The following is a 19,970-nucleotide window of genomic DNA, read 5'->3' on the forward strand; positions in this document are numbered from 1 at the left end:
CCCTGCTCCCATTCTTTTAACTTAGGATTGTACATATAACCTTTAATTTGTAAACGATTTGAACCTACACCTTCTAATGAAAAAGCGAGTATTGCACCATTAATCCTTTGATAATTATCAACATATGAAGATAGCTTTTTTAATTTTTCGACCATTGCGACTTCCTTCTTAGCAATTAACATTCCTATATATGGTCCGATATGCCATTCATTATCGATAATTTTTATTTCAAAGTCAGCTACTTCTGGAAGATTAAGCTGTTTGATAATATTGGCTGATAAATGCAGTTCCTGAGGATTCATTTCTTCCACACTCTGAAAATGCACTTCCTTTATTTGCAGACCGAAGCGGACATACCCTTTTTGTTGAACATTACTTTTCAAGTTCTTATACACATCAGCATGAATAGTCATCGTGTTTTTCGTTGTTTCATCTGAGATGACGGAAAAAGTATTCATCGTCTTTTTTTCCCTCCTTTTTTCTCTATTGCTAAACTCATATAAAAATATGCTATGAATAAATTTATTCCTTGTCTATTGTATAAGCCTGTAAGGAGCGTCTAAAATCAGAAAATCTATCAAATCGCCTTTATCCCTCTCTATAAATCGTCTATTATTTCCTCGATCAACTCTATTAAGCTAAACTTATTAATCAACAAAAAAAGACCACTCAATAGGTTGAATAACCTTGTGAGATAGCCTTTTTTCTATATATATATAAACTTCATTGCTTTTTTTACTTTGTGCTATAAAATTCGTTAGGAATTGGACCAAATGTTCTTTTATGATAGAGAAGTGGTTCTTTCTTCTCACTTTCAATCTCGATCACTTTACCAATTAAGATCATATGGTCTCCAGCTTCAACCATTTTATAAGTTTCACATTGTAGAACACCCGCAACATTTTTTAAAACCGGCAAGCCATGCTCCGATTTTTCCCATTCTGTATTTGCAAATCGATCATCAACACGTGAAGCAAATAACTGGCAAACATCACTTTGGTCAGATGCTAGCACATGGACAGCAAATTTATTTGTATTTGTAAAAACATCATATGATGAAACTCGTTTATCAATCGACCATAAAATAAGAAGCGGATCAATCGAAACCGATGCAAAGGAATTAACTGTTAATCCTAACGGGACTCCATCATCAGTAGTTGTTGTTACAACCGTCACACCAGTCGGATAATTTCCCATGACCTCTTTAAATAAATCAACTTTGCTTACTTCACTCATAAAAAAAATCTCCCTCCCAAAATATCCTGATAGCTACATCAGCTACTTTTTAAACAAAAATGTATATAAACTCATTGTAAATATAGCATATTTTAAGCTTCTTTGCCTAGAGCGTTGCTTTCTTTATCAAGAAAATTAGCTAACTGACGAGAACATACCTATTTGTTAGTCTCAATTGTGAGCAAAGTTTAGTAAAGAAACTATGTTCAGCTATCGCCAAGGTTCATACTAAGCAAAAATACCTTCATCATAACGCGTTAAATCTGATAATCGGTTGGATTTAAAATCAGTTCTACAACACTTTCAAATAGCTGGCGTTGTTCTGGCCGCTTCCAATCTTCCTCCACTTCAGCCAATAGCCACATAACTTCATCAAGAAAGACATGATTTAAAGCAGCAAGCCACCATTCCTTTTCTTCCTCTTTTATACTTGAATATGTATAATACCCGGCCAAAAACCATTGCCACTCTTCTTTTGTAAATACACGATTTGGTGCTGAATCAAGTTCATTATGAAAAAGGAAAAGGGCTAATGCTAAATCAAATAGTTTTGGGAGCCAAATGGCGTTATCTGGATCAATTAAAATAGGTTGCTTCTGATAGATTAAATTATTGGCTTTATAATCATGAGGAGTCAAAAGCCATTGAATATTTGCTGCTTTTATAGCCTCTTGTGAGTGAACGGATTCTAACAACTGCTCATATAAGCTTTCTGTATCTACGTTTGCTTGATATTGTTTCGTAAAGTGACGAATCAAACCGATACTTTCTTCCACTTCATGTTTATAAAAATCAAAAACACGATATTGTGGCAACTGATAGGAATTAGTTTCTGGAGATAGCGAGTGAATTTTCCCTAATAGTTCTCCTGCTTGGCGAATATTCTTTTCTGAGCCCGTATATTTGTTCCCATAAATAAATGGGTAGACAACATAACAATCATCTTGAATTTGTTGAGGGTTATCAACCTTTAAGGAAACAGGGATTACAACAGGAATTTCATGTTCGTTTAAATACGTCGTGTAACGAATTAATCTTTTGGACTTTTCCAGTGGAGATTGTGTTCTTTTAATGATCTGTTCATCGACTTTATAGACAGGTGAAAATGAGTAAATACTTTGAGGTTCTTCCTTTACATCGATTAAAAACTTTTTCAAAATTTCCTTCCCATCCAATTTTAGTTCCCCCTTTTCACATTAAGCTCCAATATACCATAATATTTAGAAAATAAGGGCTTTCATAATCGGTTATTTCATATTTTCGGCAATTTCTATTAACTGTTCTTTATTTAAAACCGTACTTTTTAATTCAATAAAAGTCTCATTCTGAACCCAACGCAAAACACCACCTGGATAAGCCTGGTCGTCCCATCTAATAAAACGACCATTATGTTTGTTAATTTCAACCGCAACTCCTTCATTTTTATTAAATTTAAATTCTTCCACTATTTTTTTCGTGTTTTTATGTCGCTCGAATTGATCGCTCTTGCGTTTTTCCTTAACGATTAAATGACCTCTTGCTCTATGTTGTGTCACCGTCAGCGATAATTGATCCGACTCTTGAGCAAAATAGTCTAATTGAACAAGCGTAATTGGTTTTGCCGAATCGAGAAATTTTGGTTCGGTTACTTGCAAATACGTCTGTTCGATCAGTTCAGGAGTGAAGAAATGAAATTCCACACGTTCCCTTAATGTATTTAACGGTACATTTGATTGTGCCATTACTCCAGCACTAGAGGTAAAAACAAATAGACCAATCAGAATGATAAATAAATAACGTCCCTTCTCCATCAAAACTCTCTCCTCATAAGGTTATTCTTGATGAGTGTTTGTGAAAAATAGGATTCTATTCGTTTTGTTTTTATATTTTGTAAATAAGCACTCATACATGTTCGACACGAAAACGACATCCGTCATAAATAAAGAAAATCCCATCTAGCCCTAGTTGGGTAGATGGGATTTTCTATCTAATTCCCTTTAATTGATTAACTTTCCATTTTGATAAAATCGTTCTAACTTAGCTGTAACTTCTTCATCTGGAATTAACGGTGGGGCGTGATGTGGTTTTTTTCTAATATCAATAATAAGGTTGTCACAGCCCCAATGTTTATGAGCATACGTAGGATTCACGCCATAAATATCGGTCGCAGGGTTACTTCTTGTAAAAGTCGCCCATAAAAAATTGCTTAAGCTCGCACTGACAAAATCACTATCGTCAGCGACAATAATCATCGGACATAATTGAATATCTTCTATTTGTGCCAGCTCTTCTCCTAGTACTTTCATTTCTTCTTGTGTTTTTTCATACGTCTCAAACTTCGACTTATTAATCGCAATAATTCCTGGTTGAACAAAACGAGCGTCTTGAATTGTGCTATGTTTCTTTAAAATTTGAGGAACTTCTTGACATAAATCACGTTTTTTATCACCAGCTGCAGCAAAGATAACCTTACTTCCTTGATTAATGCCTGTTCCCGTATAATCAAGGGTATCAATTGTTGTATTCGTTTGAAAATGAATATCTCTTTGCAAATCAATTCGCTCTAGAAGATAAGAGAAAAATTCTTCTTCTCGATGAGTAGATAACTCTTTTTCCTCTTCTGCGGCGATAAATAAATATTTGGCCAAACTTAAATGACTTGTCCCAAGAATTCGATTCGCAATTGTCAAAATCTCTTGTGGCTGTTCTAATTTTTGGAATGGTGTATAACGCTCATACCCAATCGCTAAAAGGAGCGGGTGGACACCAGCCGCATCAACGGCATGCACTTCTTTTACTCCAGGGATTTCTGCTTTGACCGCTCCTCCTGTTAATTCATGAATCAACTCCCCAAAGGAAGTATCTTCTTGTGGCGGACGACCAACAACCGTAAATGGCCAGATTGCCTTTTCTTTCGCATAGACTTTATGAACCTTCATCACTGGAAACTCATGGACCAGACTGTAATAACCTAAATGATCCCCAAACGGTCCTTCTGGTTTTGTCTCATTCGGATAAATATCACCGGTAATCACAAAATCAGCATCATGACTGACACAGTATCCATCCTCATAACTATAACGGAAACGACGTCCGGCAAGGAGACCGGCAAAAGTCATTTCACTTAATCCCTCAGGTAACGGCATTACTGCTGATAAAGTATGTGACGGGTGACCACCGATAAAAATACTTACCTTTAATGGCTCGCCTTTTTTAACGGCTTTTGCTTGATGGACACCAATTCCTCGATGGATTTGATAGTGTAGACCTATCTCTTTATCGATCTCATATTCATTTCCACTTAGTTGCACACGATACATTCCGAGATTGGCATTCATAATTCCTGGTTTTTCTGGATCCTCCGAATAAACTTGTGGTAATGTCACAAAAGCACCGCCGTCATCTGGCCATGATTTCACTTGTGGTAAATCTGAAATTTTAATTTCTTTAAACGTGCTTGGCAACCCTTTTTTCTTTTGTGGCAAAGCGTTCGTTGCTGCAAAACCTGAACCGACATGTTTAAATGGATTTTTTAAAACCTTCATCGGATCGTTTCGTACCGCAATCACTGCTTGTGTCTTTTCTATTGTTTTTCTGAACATAAATTGACTGCGTTCAATGGTTCCGAATAAATTAGAAACAGCCGGATACTTTGAACCTTTTACGTTTTCAAAATAAAGAGCTGGTCCCCCTTCTGCATACACACGTAAATGAAGAGCCGCCATTTCCAAATTCGGGTCTACCTCTTCTTTAATTCGAACTAAATGACCCGCTTTTTCTAAATCTATAATACATTCCTCTAAACTCTCATACATATGACAAAAACCCCTATATTCTAAAGTCTTTTATCATAATTATACCTTTAATCGAAAGCGTTGTCTCGCTAGAACCTATTTGTTCATAGAGTTGCATTATTTAGGAAAGGTGAACTATATTAAAAAAGGAAATTTGGCGTACGTAATCTATACAAGCGATTAAGATCAAACAGCATTGCTGAAGTATTAGGATTAGCCAGCTTAAATCTATCTAAAAACATCGTTACCTTCCCTACTTTTGCCGTTTCTACCTTTTCACGAAAAAAAACCGATAAAGCCTGATGCTCTTTATCGGTTTCGTCACTTTTTTACTAATTATGAAAATTGGTTCCGTCTGTTGTGGCCTCAATAACTCCGACACGGACCAAGAAATTCCCAAAATGTTCGCCATCTTCTCGTTCTTTAGCATAACGAGGTAAAAGCTCATTTAAAATCGAAATAATCTCAGCTTCCCCAATATTTTCACGGTACAATTTGCTTAACCGGCTTCCGTCAAACGCGGCTCCAAGATACATGTTATACTTACCAGGGCCTTTGCCAATAAAACCAATTTCCGCTAAAGTAGGACGAGCGCAGCTGTTCGGACATCCAGTCATCCGGATCGTAATTTCTTTGTCACGTAAGCCATTTTGATTAACGATCTCTTCTACTTTATCAATAAATGATGGCAAGTAACGCTCAGCTTCAGCCATGGCTAAACCACAGGTTGGAAGAGCGACACAGGCTAGTGAGCTACGACGTAGAGCCGAATAATGCTCACCGTCTGTTAACTTATATTCCTCAATTAATGCATTGATTTTTTTCTTTTTCTGACTTGTCACATTGGCAATGACAAGGTTTTGATTGGCTGTTAAACGAAAATCTCCCGTATGAATTTTCGCAATTTCTCTTAACCCGGTCATAAGTGGATAGTTGTCTTCATCAACAATCCGACCACCTTCCACAAACAAGGTAAAATGCCATCTACCTTTGACTCCTTTTACCCAACCATACCTGTCTCCATTGCTATCAAAGTGGAAAGGCTTTGCTTCCTCTAAGGACCAACCGAGACGATTTTCAAGCTCTTTGACAACCGCGTCTAAACCAAGACGATCAACGGTGTATTTAAAACGAGCATTTTTTCGTTCTGAACGATTTCCATAATCACGTTGAATCGTAATAATTTTTTCAGCAATATCTAGGATTTGCTCAGGTTTAACAAAGCCAATCACTTTCCCAAGTTGCGGGTAAGTAGTTGTATCACCGTGAGTCATTCCCATCCCACCACCAATCGTAACGTTAAAACCAATAAGCTTTCCCTCTTCAACAATGGCAATATAACCTATATCTTGTGAGAAGACATCAATATCATTTGAAGGTGGCACAGCAATCCCGATTTTAAACTTACGTGGCAAATAATGTTTTCCATACATAGGTTCTTCTGTTTCAGGAGTACCTGCGACTTTTTCTTCATCTAACCACAATTCATAGTAAGCTCGTGTTTTCGGCAATAGATGGTCGCTTAGCCGTTGTGACCATTCAAACACTTCACCATGAACCTCTGATTGATAAGGGTTTGGGTTTGCCATAACATTACGGTTTACATCCCCACAGGCAGCAATTGTATCTAATTTTGATGCATAAATATCTTGAATCGTCTGTTTCATATTCCATTTCAAAATTCCATGCATTTGAAAGGCTTGACGAGTCGTTAGCTTAAGTGTTTGATTTCCATACTTCCCGGCTAGCTCATCCATGACCAACCATTGCTCTGGTGTTGAAACTCCACCAGGTGTCCGAACACGCAACATAAATTGAAAGGCTGGCTCAAGCTTTTGTTTATTTCGTTCGTTCCTTAAATCACGGTCATCTTGAAGATAACTCCCATGAAACTTCATTAAACGATTATCATCATCCGAAATTCCTGAACTAATTGGTTCTTCCATAGACTCCGCTAACGTTCCACGTAAATAATTACTTTCATCTTTTATACGCTCAACATCACTTGGAGGTCCTTCTGGTGCTTTTAAGATTTTGTTCGACATTCCTTACAAAACTCCTTTCCGTCAACTATCAATAAACATCACGTTGATAACGCTTTTGTTGTTGCATATTGGCTAAATACTCCTGTGCTTCTGTTTTAGAAAAATGACCTTCTTTTTCTATAATCGAAATCAAAGTTTCGTGTACATCATGAGCCATATTTTTTTCGTCTCCACAAATATAAACAACGGCTCCTTCTTCTAACCAATTAAAAAGTTCCTTACTATGCTCTAACATCCGATGCTGAACATAAACTTTTTCCGCTTTATCACGCGAGAAAGCTACATCCATTTTCGTTAAATTCCCATCCTTTAACCAGCCTTGCCACTCGATTTGATATAAGAAGTCCGTCACAAAATGTTGATCGCCAAAAAAGAGCCATGACTTACCTGTTGCACCGATTTCTTCCCGTTCTTGCATAAAGGCTCTAAATGGGGCAACCCCTGTCCCAGGACCAACCATAATAATTGGCGTCTCAGGATTTTCTGGTAATTTAAAATTGTCGTTACTTTGAATGTAAACCGGAAGTGTGTCTCCTGGCTCAATTCGTTCAGAACATAAAATCGAACAAACACCATTTCGGTTTCGCCCAAATGATTCATATCGAACAGCACCAATCGTTAAATGAACCTCTTCGGGATTTGCTTCAAGACTACTAGCAATTGAATAAAGCCTTCCAGGAATCTTTCTTAAATGAGCGATAAAATCTTGGATTGACCCTGAAAAAGGACCATAGTCTTGAACAACATCGAGCAAATCGCGACCATTTAAGTATTCTTTTAATTTGTCTTTATTCTCAGGAGCAAGTAAATTATGTAACTCCTCATTTGCTGATAGTTTTGCTAAATTTTCAAGTAATGGTTTTGTTAAAACGGTAATTTCAAAATAGCTTATAAGGGCTTCTTTTAATGGAAGGACATCTCCTTGCTTATTAACCGTTACGATTTCATCCTCTGACCATTGTAATTCTTTAAGCAATAATTCAACGAGTTTTGGATCATTTTTAGGAATAATCCCTAGACTATCTCCCGGTTTATACGTTAATCCCGACCCCTCTAATGAGATTTCTAAATGTCTCGTCTCTTTATTGGACCCTTGACCATTCAAATTAATGTTTTCCAAAACCTCTGCTTGAAATGGGTTCGTTCTTGAATAGTTTGATGCTTGAGTCGTTGCCGGAATCGATGCGGTCTCTATTAGACTACTAGAGGAAGTTTGATTAACACTTGTTGCTTCGTTAAAAGCTTGAACGATTCCCGCAATCCATTCTGCTGCTGGCTCATCAAAGTCTAAATCACAGTCTACTCTTGGGTGAATTCTTTTCCCACCTAGCTCCTCTAATTTTTGATCAAATTCTTTTCCTGTTTGACAGAAAAATTCATAGGAGCTATCCCCTAAAGATAAGACTGAAAACGATAATTCCTCTAATTTTGGTGCTCGTTTTCCATGTAAAAATTCATGGAAAGAAATGGCCGTATCTGGTGGGTCTCCTTCGCCATGTGTACTAACTAAAATAAGCAAATTTTGAACTTTTTTAAGACTATTTGGCTTAAAATCATTCATTGACAAAAGTGTCACATCAAAGCCTTGCTCAGTTAATGCTTGTTTTGTTTGTTTGGCTAGACTTTGAGCGTTACCAGTTTGCGAGCCAAATAAAATCGTGACTTCTTTTGAAATTGGTGTTACCTTCACTTCCGGAATCGTTGGAGCTGTTTGTACATTCGTTTGCTCTGTTGAAACACCTCCGCTTACTTCTTGACTTTGACTAGCCGCAATATAACCACTAAGCCAAGCCTTTTGTGAATCTGTTAATGTTGGTAAAAGCTGATTTAACAACTCTACCTGCTCCTGATTAAAAGGACTGTTCATAACCTTAAGTTGCAACAATATCCACCTCACAAAGGAATCAAAATCTTTTCATAAATTAAAAAGGACTTCCTAAATTCTTTTTTCTCACTTTTAAGAAAATAGTTTATTTTATCATAGCTTCACAATTCCTATACGTCAAGTCGGTTTTAATGAAATAAAGTGGTTTTATGTCGATTTTTTCAAAATACTTTAAAATATTTTTCAAATAATTGAAGAAAGCTCCCTCCTCTTATATTCAGCACTTTTAATTAAAAACTGTTTATTCGCACCCTAATTTCTCCTAAACCGAATTTTCATTACCTATTTTAATTGTTCAACAAAAAAAGACCACTTAAAAGATCGAATAACCTTCTAAGACAGTCCTTGACCGTGGATAAAAAGGTTATTTAAACCAACCTCTTTCCTTGGATTGTTTAATCGCTTCTATTCGATTCTTCACTTCTAATTTATCTAAAATAACGGAAATATAATTACGAACGGTTCCAGCTTTGATTCGAAGTTCATCAGCAATTTCACTCGTGTTTTTTCCTTCAGCAATTAGTTCGAGCACCTCTTTTTCTCGACCAGTTAAAGGGTTTTTTTCACTTAAAACATCATCCATTAATTCAGGGGCATATATTCGTTTCCCCTCCATTATTTGACGAATAGCAGAGGCTAAATCATCACTAGGAGAATCTTTTAATAAATAGCCTTTGACTCCAGCCTTGATCGCTCTTTGAAAATAACCCGCACGGGCAAAAGTCGTTAAAATCATTACTTTACAATTTGAGTTTTTTAAAACTTCCGCAGCTTCTAAACCACTTTTACCTGGCATCTCAATATCCATTAAACAAATATTAGGTTCCTTTTCTTTTACAAGCCTAATGGCATCTTCACCATTTGACGCTTTTCCGACGACTTCCATATCTTCTTCTAAATTTAACAAAGACCCAAGAGCTCCAAGTAACATTTGTTGGTCTTCCGCAATGACAATCTTAATCATATCCGTTCGTCACCTCCGCGAGCATCTGTTGGTACGATAATTTTTAAGGTCGTTCCATCATTTGTATCAAGCTGTAAATATCCATTAACAAACTCTAATCGTTCCTTTAATCCTATCAACCCGTAACCTGGAAGTTCTTGTTGTTTATTCGTTTTAAACATTCCATCATCGGAAATCGTTAGCACGGTTTCTTTTTCAAATTGTTCAATTGTAATGATACACTCCGTCGCTCCACTATGCTTAACGACGTTATTAACCCCTTCTTTTAAACACATACTTAATATATTTTCCACTAATAATGCAATGTTTTTTAAAGGCTGTTCTTGTTGAATGACACAATGAATTTCTGCCGCTTTTAACAAACTTTCAACCCGATTGAGTTCGTCTTTTAAACGTATGCTTCTCATCGAAGAAACCATTTTACGGACTTCACTCAATGCCGTTCTAGCCGTTTGCTGGACATCGTTTAATTCACTTTTAGCTTGGTCAGGATCTTTTGTAATTAATTTACGAGCTAACTCTGACTTTAAACCAATTAATGAAAGCTTTTGTCCAAGTGTATCGTGAAGGTCGCGAGCAATTCGTTCACGTTCTTCCACTTTAATTAAATCGGAAATGATTTTATTGGCATCCTCCAGTTTTTCCTCAAGCTCCCCACGTTCATTGCGGTTAAAAATATTAAAAGGCAGGAGAATAATACTTAAGCAAACAATTAAAACAAATGGTAATTGTTGAATAAAAAAGGGCTCTTGAATCGCAATCATATAGTTAATCGCAACTGCGATCGATACGAGGTGAATAAAATATAAAATAAAAAAAGCGATTCGATTCCGTATACTCCCAATTAAGTAAGCAATAAAGAATGAAAAATAAACATAGCTAAATAAATAAGTAGCTACATTTGATATTGTAATTAAAATTAACGTCCATATATAAACAGACCAACGCTTTGTTGTTAAATAGGCAATTCGATAAAAAAGAAAAAAGAGCAAAGTTAAAGAGACCCCGATAATCGTGACAATCGTATCCGTTTGAAAAATAAAATAAAAAGGAAGAATACAGAGGACCGTCCATATATATGGAGCAGTCCCATTTTTACTTTCAAACATTAACCATTTTTTTAGTTGCTCGGAAAATTGTTCTTTGCCCATTTTTGCTCCTCAAATCTATTACATCATTTTGGCTTCTTTAAACCCAACAAATTTCTTCTGTTGTTCATCCCATAAATGAAACTTTAAAGATTCTAAACTTGTTTTTATCGTAATCGTTTGGACATGCTGTAATGGTTTTACTTCCTTATGCACAGCTTCCAATTTATAATTCGGCACCCTTGGACTTAAATGATGCACATGGTGATAGCCAATATTACCTGTTACCCATTGTAAGAGTTTTGGCAATTGATAATAAGAACTTCCTTCAACAGAGGCCCTTACATATTCCCACTCGTCATTTTCTTCAAAATAGGATTCCTCAAATGTGTGTTGAACATAAAACAACCAAACCCCTGCAACCCCTGCCACAAAAAAGAGTGGTCCGTGTACAAGTAACAAAGCTTGCCATCCAATTAATAAACTTAATCCCCCGAACATGAGGACAATCATTAAATTTGTAAAATACGTATTTAACCTTTCTTTTCGCCTTGCTCCTTTTCGATTGAAGCGATTATCAATCACAAAAACAAAAATAGGGCCTAATACAAACATAACAAAAGGATTTCTATAAATACGATAACGTAATTTCGTCATTGTGGAAGCGCTCTTATACTCTTCAACTGTCATCATCCAAATATCACCGATACCACGCTTATCTAAATTTCCACTTGTCGCATGGTGAATGGCATGCTCATGACCCCATTTGCTATATGGAAATAAAGTCAAAATGCCCGAAATCGTCCCAACAATCCGGTTCGCTTTACGATTTTTGAAAAAGGAAAAATGACAACAATCATGGAAGATAATAAATATACGTACAAGAAAACCACCAGCTACTACTGAGAAAACTAAACTTAATAAAAATGAAATTTCTAAACTGAAATAAGCTAATGCCCATAATCCGAAAAAGGGAATAAATGTATTCACTAATTGTACCACACTTGTGTTTAAATTTGCTTTTTCAAATGGAGCAACCTGTTTACGAAGTGCTTTTTGTTTCTCTTTATCCATACTGAAAACCCCTTCTAACTCTTTTTTTTCAGTATAAAAAAGAAAAGAGCATTTGAGCAGTCATAGCTGTCATATACAAAACCATGATAAATGTCATGGATGATCCCAAAATGAGACAAATTCACTTCCTTTTGTAAGTTGTCCTCTGTTCATTTCTCCCCTCTATCATTTTCCGATTATTTTGATTAAAATAATACTTATGATTCATTTTAATTTGAAGGAGTCTTTCATTTGCAAAATATAAATAAACGACTTTTTGAAGCACTTTTAATCGGAACAGTTGGTGGTTTTGTCTTTAATTATTTTCATCTTCCGCTGCCGTGGATGTTAGGCAGTTTAACTTTTGTGATGTTATGGCAAGCTTTTACAAATCGAATATTAGATTTTCCGGCGTTTTGTAAGGATGCTGGACTAGTCGTTTTAGGAGCTTATTTCGGTTTATATTTTACCGCAGCTACCTTTATGACAGTTGCCCCCTATTTTATTCATTATGTAATAGCTACAATCCTTTTAATAGGCTTTAGCATTTTCTTAAGTACGCTCGTTTCAAAATGGATTGCTATTGACGAGATAACCAGCGTTTTTAGCTCGATTCCCGGTGGCTTAACTGAAATGGCCATTGCTAGTGAGTCTTTAAATGCTAAATCTTCTTATGTTGTCATTTTTCAAACTGTCCGATTATTGACCGTCTTATTTACGATCCCGCCATTTATTATTTTATTGTTTGGTCGTAATGGTGCGACAATATCATCTCCTATTACATCCCCTGTAAACTTTATATTTGATTGGAATTATTTATGGTTTATCTTACCTTTTGTCATCGGGTATTTTGTTCGCAATATAATACCAGCTGGCATTGTCATTGGCTCAATGGTGGTTACAGTTATATTAAATGTTAGCCCGATTACCTTACCAATATTACCTGAATTCATTCTAATAATCGCTCAAATTATGATCGGAATCAGTTTAGGAAAAAGTATTCTTCTTTCCGATCTAAAAGCTGGAGGAAAGTATTGTCTCATTTATTTTAGCATCGCTGTTTTGTTAATTATGATGGCCTTTCTTTTAGGGGTTCTATTTAGCGCCGTAACAGACATCGACTTAGTGACTGCTTTATTAAGTTTAGCACCAGGTGGTTTAATTGAAATGGTATTAACAGCTTCACAAGTTGGTGCAGATCCTGCCTTAGTCAGTGCGTTTCAATTAACAAGAATATTAATAATCGTTATTTTTGTACCAATTGTATTAAAGTGGTATTTTAAACGAAAAGAGCAGGTCGTTGGTTGTTAATTTTATATTTATTATTCGTTTATTCAATATGGCACATGAAATTATTTGTTCCTCTAACCCCCCCCCGATCTAGTCATCATTGAATGATTTTTGAGGGGGATTTTCATTTCGTATGAAATTTAGACTTCGAGCTGCAGCTTACAACTGTTCTAAAAACTGGTGAATTTTATCTGAATGACCCGGTAAGTCTTCGTGTTCAAAATCGGGATAAATATAAATTTGTTTTTCTGATTGGATCTTATTATAAATCGCATATTGTGTTGAAGGTGGGCAAATACTGTCCATCAATCCAACCCCAATATGAACCTCTGCTTTAATCCTTTCTGCTAGATGTTGCACATCAATATAGCCTAATTTTTCAAAGACTTTTTCTTCTTTTTTATGTTCGGGGTCAAAAAAGCGAAAATAGCTTCTTAATTCACGGTAAGCTCCCACTGTTAAATCCATCTCCCATACTCGTTTGTAATCGCTTAAAAATGGATAAACGGTCGCCACTTTTTTTACATCAGGAACTAAAGCTGCACATGCTAAAGCTAAGGCTCCTCCTTGTGACCAGCCTGTTGTGGCAATTCTCGATTCATCAATATGGTCCATTTGCCGAACAATAGCTAATAATTGAGCTGCATCTAAAAACACATCTCGAAAAAAGAGCTTGTTTGGATCTTCTTCCTCTAACCCTCGAATAATGTGGCCATGATGGGTATTTCCTCTGACTCCTCCAACATCTTCAGACAATCCTGCTTGCCCTCGAACATCCATTGCAAAAACAGAATGACCTAAACTCGCTAATGATAATAACCCTGTCCAATCACCAGATTGACCAGTATATCCATGAAATTTTATGACGGCAGCGTGCTTGAACGAGGCTATTTTTGGTTTCATAAATTTAACATGAATTTTCGCCCCACTTATTCCTGTAAAATAAAGATGATAACATTCGACCGTTTTTGTTTGAAATTCACTTTTTATTAACACATATTCCTTTGATAATGAATTCATTTCGACAAGAGCACGGTCCCAATATTGGTCAAAATCAACTGGTTTAGGATTTGTCCCCCTATAGATTTTTAATTTTTCCAATGGCATATCAATTAACGGCATACTATCACTCCCTAACCTTTTTTTAACAATACTTTAAAATTCTCAAAAAGGCGATCTTTTCCTTTTTTAATTGCTTCATTTTAAATCATGAAAAAGAACATTTTGACTCATTCTATAAAATGAGGTGACATTTATGCTCTGGCTACTGCTCTTTCATTCATTATTATTTGTTTCTCCGATTGAAGATTTATCTGATGATATCCATTTACGCTTAAATAATGAAATCATTTCTACATACAATCGGCACAATTTAAAGCATTCTTATATCGATGAAAAATTGATTGATATTCAGCAATTGGACAAGCTTTTAATGGATTTAAATAAACAAATCTACACACCTGCTCAAGATGCTTATATTGGCCCTTATGGAGAAGTTGTTGATGACATCGTTGGTTATCAATTACATGTGGATGAAATGAAAAAACAAATCATCGAATCCTATTATCAAACGGGTACAAAAACGATCGATATTCCAACAAAGCCAGTTTATGCTCGTGTGAATACTGAATTAATGGAAAGTTTACGGGAAAAATTAATTGGCCATTATATTACCTATTTTAATTCAAGAAATAAAGAAAGAAGTCATTATATCCAACTAGCAACAGAAGCGATTCATAATCAAGTTATTTTTCCAGGTGAAGCCTTTTCATTTAATAAGATGGTCGGTGAAAGAACTACACAAAATGGTTATAAAAGAGCAACTGTCATCGTTAAAGGTGAATTAAGTGAAGACATTGGTGGTGGAATATGCCAAGTTTCGTCGACACTATTTAATGCAGTCGACCATGCAAATTTAACGATTGTGGAAAGATATATCCATAGTCGTCGAGTTTCCTATGTTCCTCCTGGTCGAGATGCCACTGTCAGTTGGTACGGACCTGATTTTCGTTTTCAGAACAAGCTAAATCAACCGATTTTAATCCAAGCGAAAGTATACGGTGGGCAATTATTAATTAAGATCTATTCAACCGAACACGTCCGTTATCAAAGCAAAAATATTCCAAATGCTGAGAAAAAACTACCTAGGGAAATAAAAATGTCAGATTAATCTCTCGCTTGTCCGTTTTTACGGCTACCAAAAAAAGCTAATCGTTAGGAATACTTCCTACTCATTAGCTTTTTTATCTGCAATTGAGACGTTGACAAGACTTTCGCTTATGCACGTAATTGTTTATGTACTTCTTGTATGTCGGCCTCGACCTTTGTTAGTTTTTGCTCTAAGGGGCCGATATTTCCTCCGACCGATTCTACCTTTTCTAAATCAAACTGAATACGTAAATATTCGGCTTTTAAATCTTCTAATCGATTTTCTAATTCCTTTGTAGCCATGTTTTCACCTCATTTTCTTTTTACGATAACATAAATCACTTAACAACCAAAAAAGATTTGGCTTAGTTTTTTTGTTTATAATACGTTAAGGCTAAAGCAAAGGCGAGTACGGTCCCTTTCACAATGTCCATCGCATAATATGGAACAGAGAGCATAACAAGTCCATTCGCCAATATCCCAATTAACACAGCTCCAACAAACGTTCCAAATGCATTGGGTTTTCCTTTTCCTAAAACAGCAAATCCTATAAAAGCAGCTGCTACTGCCTCCATTAAGTATGGAGAGCCCGCATTGATTTCTGCCCTCATAACACGAGAAGCTAATAAAATTCCACCAATCGCTGCAAATGAGGCTGATAATAAATAAGCGAACAGTTTATATTTGTTCACCGCTATCCCTGATAACCTTGCTGCCTCTTCGTTTCCTCCAATCATATACATATATCGCCCATGCTTTGTATAGTTCAAGAAGATATGAACAAGGAAGACAATGATTACCATAATCAAAATAATCCAAGGAACTTGTCCTATTTTCTGAAAAAGTTGAGGAACTTCGCCTGATGCAAAGCTTCCATCTGGCATCACCATATTTTGTGAAATCGTGGCCCCTTTTGTATAAGTCAAAGCAACCCCTTGAATAATAAACATCGTCGCTAACGTTAACAACATGTCAGGTACCTTTAATTTAACAATCATAAATGTATTGAATAAACCAACTAATAAGGCAACTAAAAGAGCCGAAATAATCGCAATAAACGTATCCTGTGCAAACCAAACAAACATCGACATTACGACCGCATTAGCTAATGAGGCAGTTGAACCAACAGACAAATCAAATCCGTTCACCGTAAGTGAAATCGTGATCCCGATAGCTATAATCGTCACGATTGAAATGGAACGTAAAATACTAATTAAGTTATCTGCTTGAATAAAGCGAGGTTCTAGTATCGTAAAAATAATGATTAATAAAAAGACGGTTACAATCGTGCCATATTTATATAAGAATTGAAAGAATGATTGACTGCTTTTAATTGGCTGTTCTGTTTGCATTTTGCTGTCCCCCTGCAGAATAGTATAATATCTCCTCTTCTGTTGTTTCTTCTGTCTTTAATTCTGTGACAATCTGCCCATCATACATAACATAAATTCGTTCCGTAATGCCAAGAACTTCGGCAAGCTCAGCAGAAGCATAGATGATCATTTTCCCTCTATTAGCTAAAGCGATAATTAAATTAAAAATATCCTTTTTGGCTCCTACGTCGACTCCTTTTGTTGGTTCATCAAAAATATAAACATCACAATCAGCTATTAACCATTTTCCAATCGCAATTTTTTGCTGATTTCCTCCTGATAAAAACTCAGCCTTTGTTTTAGGACTCGGTGTTTTGATACCGAGAGATTCTATCAAAGATAAAGCGGATGTATTTTCTTTTTTCGGTAAAAGAAAATGAAAACGATTAGTAAAAGAACGCAAATTTGCAACAGACAAATTATGTTCAACGGTTTCATCAATTAAAAGTCCTTCTTTTCTACGCTCTTCAGGGACAAGAGCAATGCCGGCTTTAACAGCATCATAAGGAGAATAAACGTTTAATTCTTTTCCATTTAAACGAATTTTACCAGTCGTTTTGGCTTCTCCAAACAATGCTTTGCATAGTTCTGTTTTCCCCGCCCCAACAAGACCAGCGATCCCGATAATTTCTCCTTTTGAAATGGAGAAATGAATGTCTTTAATTTTTTCGTCATCTGAAAAATTCATGACCTCAAAAGCGATATTTTCGCCATTTTTCCGATAATAAGGGAACTGCTCCTCGAGTTTACGACCAAGCATTTGCTCTACAACTCGGTTTTCATTTGTTTCACTTACTTTTTCTGTTATAACCTTCCTACCACTACGCATGATCGTAATTTTTTCACATAGTTGAAAAATTTCTGGTAGCCGATGGGAGATAAAAATCACCCCAACACTTTGTTTATTTAAGTGCCTCACAATGTGAAACAATTGCTCTGTTTCTGTTTGGCTTAAAGGGGCAGTAGGTTCATCTAGTAATAAAAAACGACAATCCGTCGTTAAGGCACGAGCAATTAATACCATTTGTTTTTCCGCAAGCGTTAAGTCACTTATAAGCTTTTCCGTTGATAAAAAGACATTGATCGATTCTAGTACTTTTTTTGTTTCAGCGTGGATTTTTTTCCAATTGATGAGTTGAGATTTCGCCATTTTATGAATTAGAAAAGGCATCATCACATTTTCTGCCACACTTAAATAAGGAATTAACGCTGTATCGACTTCCTGATAAACGATTTGAATTCCTAAACTTTGAGCATCCTTAGGTGAACGAATTGTTACTTCCTTTCCATTGATTTTAATCGTTCCGTCATAATGCGTATAGGCACCAGATAAGACTTTCATTAGTGTAGACTTCCCAGCTCCATTTGCCCCGATCAATGCATGTGTCACCCCTGACTCAATGAAGAAGTCAACAGAATCTAATGCCTTTACTCCCGGGAATTCAATGTTTATTTGCTTCATTTCTATCACATTTTTTTTCATTGTTAACCCTCCCTCACTAAATCACTCTCATCATTAAAAAAGAAGGGAGCCAACTTAGAGCAGCTCCTTTCTACACTTATTCAAATCAAAATCCCTAGGCTTTCATTACTAGACTACTTTTGATTATTTTCCATAATAATCTTTTAATATAAGCATCCAATCTTCTTCAAAGGCATCTGATTCTCCCCAGCTCGTAATAATTTCGGCAAGGTTTATCATATTAACTGGCTCATTTGCTTGTAACAAATCTTCTTGAGAAATTAAGGATGCTTCTAAGTCAAAAGTTTCTGGTGTTTCTTCACCTACAAGCTTTTTCGCTAAAATTCGTACGTTTACGGCACCAATTAATTTCGGATCCACAGCTGCTGTATAACTCCACGTACTAGCTTCATTTTGAATTTCTTGTAAATCGGCATTTGATACGTCAATTCCGTAAATTTTCACTTCATCCCTACCCGCTTCTCGAATCGCTTGTGCGGCACCAATCGCAAACGCATCCCATGTTGCGAAGATTGCGTCAATTTCACCTTGAGGATATTTATTTAACATCGCCGCAACCGCGTTTTGAGTTTGAACAGATGTATCATCAGTAGCTACTCCGAAACGTTCTAATTCATTTAAACCAGGGTATTGTTCTAAAAATTGTTTATACACCGCATCTCTTCGAACCATTGGAGCAAAACCGTCAACCCAAAGATAGACAATGTTTGCCTCTCCACCATAATCCTCTACAAGTTGTCCTAAAGCCAAATCAGCTAACGCTTCGTCATCCTGAGACGTTAAAGTTACCCCTTCAATTTCTTGTAATTCAGCTAATGAATCAAATGCAACCACACTTTTGCCTTTTTCTCTTAACTCTTGTACGGTCGCTACTGTCGCCTCGTCATCACCGTGAGAAATAATAAACCCATCATATTTATCCACATCTTGCGTTAGGGCATCATGGAATCGTGCGGAATCACCGTTTGCCGTAAATACATCAACTTCAAATCCTAATGCTTCTGCTTCTTCTTGCGCTCCAGCTAAAAATTGAGCCGTATGATCATCCCCACCAATCTTGCGAACAACTTTAATTTTGGCCCCTTCACCATTAGCAAAACGTTCTGGAACATTCTCAAAGCTGACATTGTCATCATCGGCTTTTACCTGACCATTTGTACTGTCATTAGAATCATTTGAACTACATCCGACTAACAAAACAGCTGTTAAAAGAGCGACCGTAGCTCCTAATCTCCATTTACCTTTTCTCATCTTAATTCCCCCTAATGCGTGACTGTATTGTTAAAAACCCATATTATGTATAATTACTCACACATGGATTTTTCTACCAAAAGAAAAAACCTCTACTAAGAGAGGCTTTTATGTAAAATCCTCTCTTATCTCTCGAATCATAAAATCGATTCGCAGGAATTAGCACCAATTTTCCTAAGAAAACGGTTGCTGGGTTTCATCAGGCCAGTCCCTCCACCACTCGCGATAAGAGCTATTCATTTAATTCTTATTAATCTTATTGGTATTATATGTCTTAATAATAGGTAGGTCAATCCTTTTTTTGAAAATAGTCTAACAATTATGCCTACAAATAGACTATTTTATTAGATATTTTGTAAAAAGAACAAAACAACCTTTTTT

The 19,970-nt window shown here is 36.1% G+C and carries 16 protein-coding genes, 1 pseudogene and 1 riboswitch; of the genes and pseudogenes, 2 read left to right on the top strand and 15 right to left on the bottom strand.

Translation table 11 applies throughout. The features are described from left to right. The 10 genes and pseudogenes from BALCAV_RS14440 to desA all read right to left on the bottom strand — a co-directional run. Positions 1–458, bottom strand: a pseudogene (locus BALCAV_RS14440) (hypothetical protein); the annotation flags it as partial. Between the two features lie 277 nt (positions 459–735). Continuing rightward, complete coding sequence (locus tag BALCAV_RS14445) at positions 736–1,236, bottom strand: flavin reductase family protein (RefSeq protein ID WP_003323545.1); 501 nt, start codon at positions 1,234–1,236, stop codon at positions 736–738. Between the two features lie 257 nt (positions 1,237–1,493). Then, positions 1,494–2,411 carry a phosphotransferase gene (locus BALCAV_RS14450; RefSeq protein WP_003323547.1) on the bottom strand — a complete coding sequence of 306 codons (918 nt, stop codon included), beginning with the start codon at positions 2,409–2,411 and terminating at the stop codon, positions 1,494–1,496. Positions 2,412–2,483: 72 nt separating this feature from the next. Continuing rightward, positions 2,484–3,026, bottom strand: coding sequence for a DUF4367 domain-containing protein (locus BALCAV_RS14455; protein ID WP_003323548.1), 543 nt, complete (start codon positions 3,024–3,026; stop codon positions 2,484–2,486). A gap of 186 nt (positions 3,027–3,212) precedes the next feature. Then, a complete protein-coding gene (locus BALCAV_RS14460; RefSeq protein WP_003323549.1) occupies positions 3,213–5,030 on the bottom strand; it encodes a UbiD family decarboxylase in 1,818 nt (605 codons plus the stop codon). 311 nt (positions 5,031–5,341) lie between these two features. Next, entirely contained in the window at positions 5,342–7,054 is a 1,713-nt protein-coding gene (cysI, locus tag BALCAV_RS14465; protein ID WP_003323550.1) for an assimilatory sulfite reductase (NADPH) hemoprotein subunit, read from the bottom strand. Between the two features lie 28 nt (positions 7,055–7,082). After that, a complete protein-coding gene (locus tag BALCAV_RS14470; RefSeq protein ID WP_003323551.1) occupies positions 7,083–8,936 on the bottom strand; it encodes an assimilatory sulfite reductase (NADPH) flavoprotein subunit in 1,854 nt (617 codons plus the stop codon). Positions 8,937–9,303: 367 nt separating this feature from the next. Then, positions 9,304–9,903 carry a response regulator transcription factor gene (locus BALCAV_RS14475; RefSeq protein ID WP_003323552.1) on the bottom strand — a complete coding sequence of 200 codons (600 nt, stop codon included), beginning with the start codon at positions 9,901–9,903 and terminating at the stop codon, positions 9,304–9,306. Further along, positions 9,900–11,054, bottom strand: a complete 1,155-nt coding sequence (locus BALCAV_RS14480) for a sensor histidine kinase (RefSeq protein ID WP_003323553.1) — start codon at positions 11,052–11,054, stop codon at positions 9,900–9,902. Before BALCAV_RS14480 ends, BALCAV_RS14475 begins: the two co-directional genes overlap by 4 nt. 18 nt (positions 11,055–11,072) lie before the next feature. Then, the gene (gene desA / locus BALCAV_RS14485; RefSeq protein ID WP_003323554.1) at positions 11,073–12,065 is read right to left on the bottom strand and encodes a Delta(5) desaturase DesA; all 993 of its coding nucleotides are present in this window, start codon (positions 12,063–12,065) and stop codon (positions 11,073–11,075) included. A 231-nt stretch (positions 12,066–12,296) separates the two neighbouring features. Between desA and BALCAV_RS14490 the strand changes: the two genes are divergently transcribed. Further along, entirely contained in the window at positions 12,297–13,355 is a 1,059-nt protein-coding gene (locus tag BALCAV_RS14490) for an AbrB family transcriptional regulator (protein WP_003323556.1), read from the top strand. A gap of 138 nt (positions 13,356–13,493) precedes the next feature. Here BALCAV_RS14490 and BALCAV_RS14495 read toward each other — a convergent pair whose 3' ends face one another. Further along, on the bottom strand, positions 13,494–14,456 hold the full coding sequence (locus tag BALCAV_RS14495; RefSeq protein WP_003323557.1) for an alpha/beta fold hydrolase: 963 nt from the start codon (positions 14,454–14,456) through the stop codon (positions 13,494–13,496). Between the two features lie 133 nt (positions 14,457–14,589). On the opposite strand from BALCAV_RS14495, the gene BALCAV_RS14500 reads away from it, so the two are divergent. After that, the gene (locus BALCAV_RS14500; protein ID WP_003323558.1) at positions 14,590–15,504 is read left to right on the top strand and encodes a VanW family protein; all 915 of its coding nucleotides are present in this window, start codon (positions 14,590–14,592) and stop codon (positions 15,502–15,504) included. 107 nt (positions 15,505–15,611) lie between these two features. Here the strand turns inward: BALCAV_RS14500 and BALCAV_RS22570 are convergent, their stop codons facing one another. From BALCAV_RS22570 to BALCAV_RS14515, 4 genes are all read right to left on the bottom strand, one after another. Next, entirely contained in the window at positions 15,612–15,785 is a 174-nt protein-coding gene (locus tag BALCAV_RS22570) for an SE1832 family protein (protein WP_003323559.1), read from the bottom strand. Between the two features lie 62 nt (positions 15,786–15,847). Then, positions 15,848–16,834 carry an ABC transporter permease gene (locus BALCAV_RS14505; RefSeq protein ID WP_003323560.1) on the bottom strand — a complete coding sequence of 329 codons (987 nt, stop codon included), beginning with the start codon at positions 16,832–16,834 and terminating at the stop codon, positions 15,848–15,850. Beyond that, positions 16,812–18,338 carry a sugar ABC transporter ATP-binding protein gene (locus tag BALCAV_RS14510; RefSeq protein WP_003323561.1) on the bottom strand — a complete coding sequence of 509 codons (1,527 nt, stop codon included), beginning with the start codon at positions 18,336–18,338 and terminating at the stop codon, positions 16,812–16,814. Before BALCAV_RS14510 ends, BALCAV_RS14505 begins: the two co-directional genes overlap by 23 nt. Positions 18,339–18,461: 123 nt before the next feature. Then, entirely contained in the window at positions 18,462–19,589 is a 1,128-nt protein-coding gene (locus BALCAV_RS14515; protein ID WP_003323562.1) for a sugar ABC transporter substrate-binding protein, read from the bottom strand. 122 nt (positions 19,590–19,711) lie between these two features. Beyond that, positions 19,712–19,821: riboswitch (SAM riboswitch) on the bottom strand. Positions 19,822–19,970 lie beyond the last annotated feature (149 nt).

The sequence above is a fragment of the Alkalihalobacillus alcalophilus ATCC 27647 = CGMCC 1.3604 genome, assembly GCF_000292245.2.
Taxonomy (GTDB): domain Bacteria; phylum Bacillota; class Bacilli; order Bacillales; family Bacillaceae_D; genus Alkalihalobacillus; species Alkalihalobacillus alcalophilus.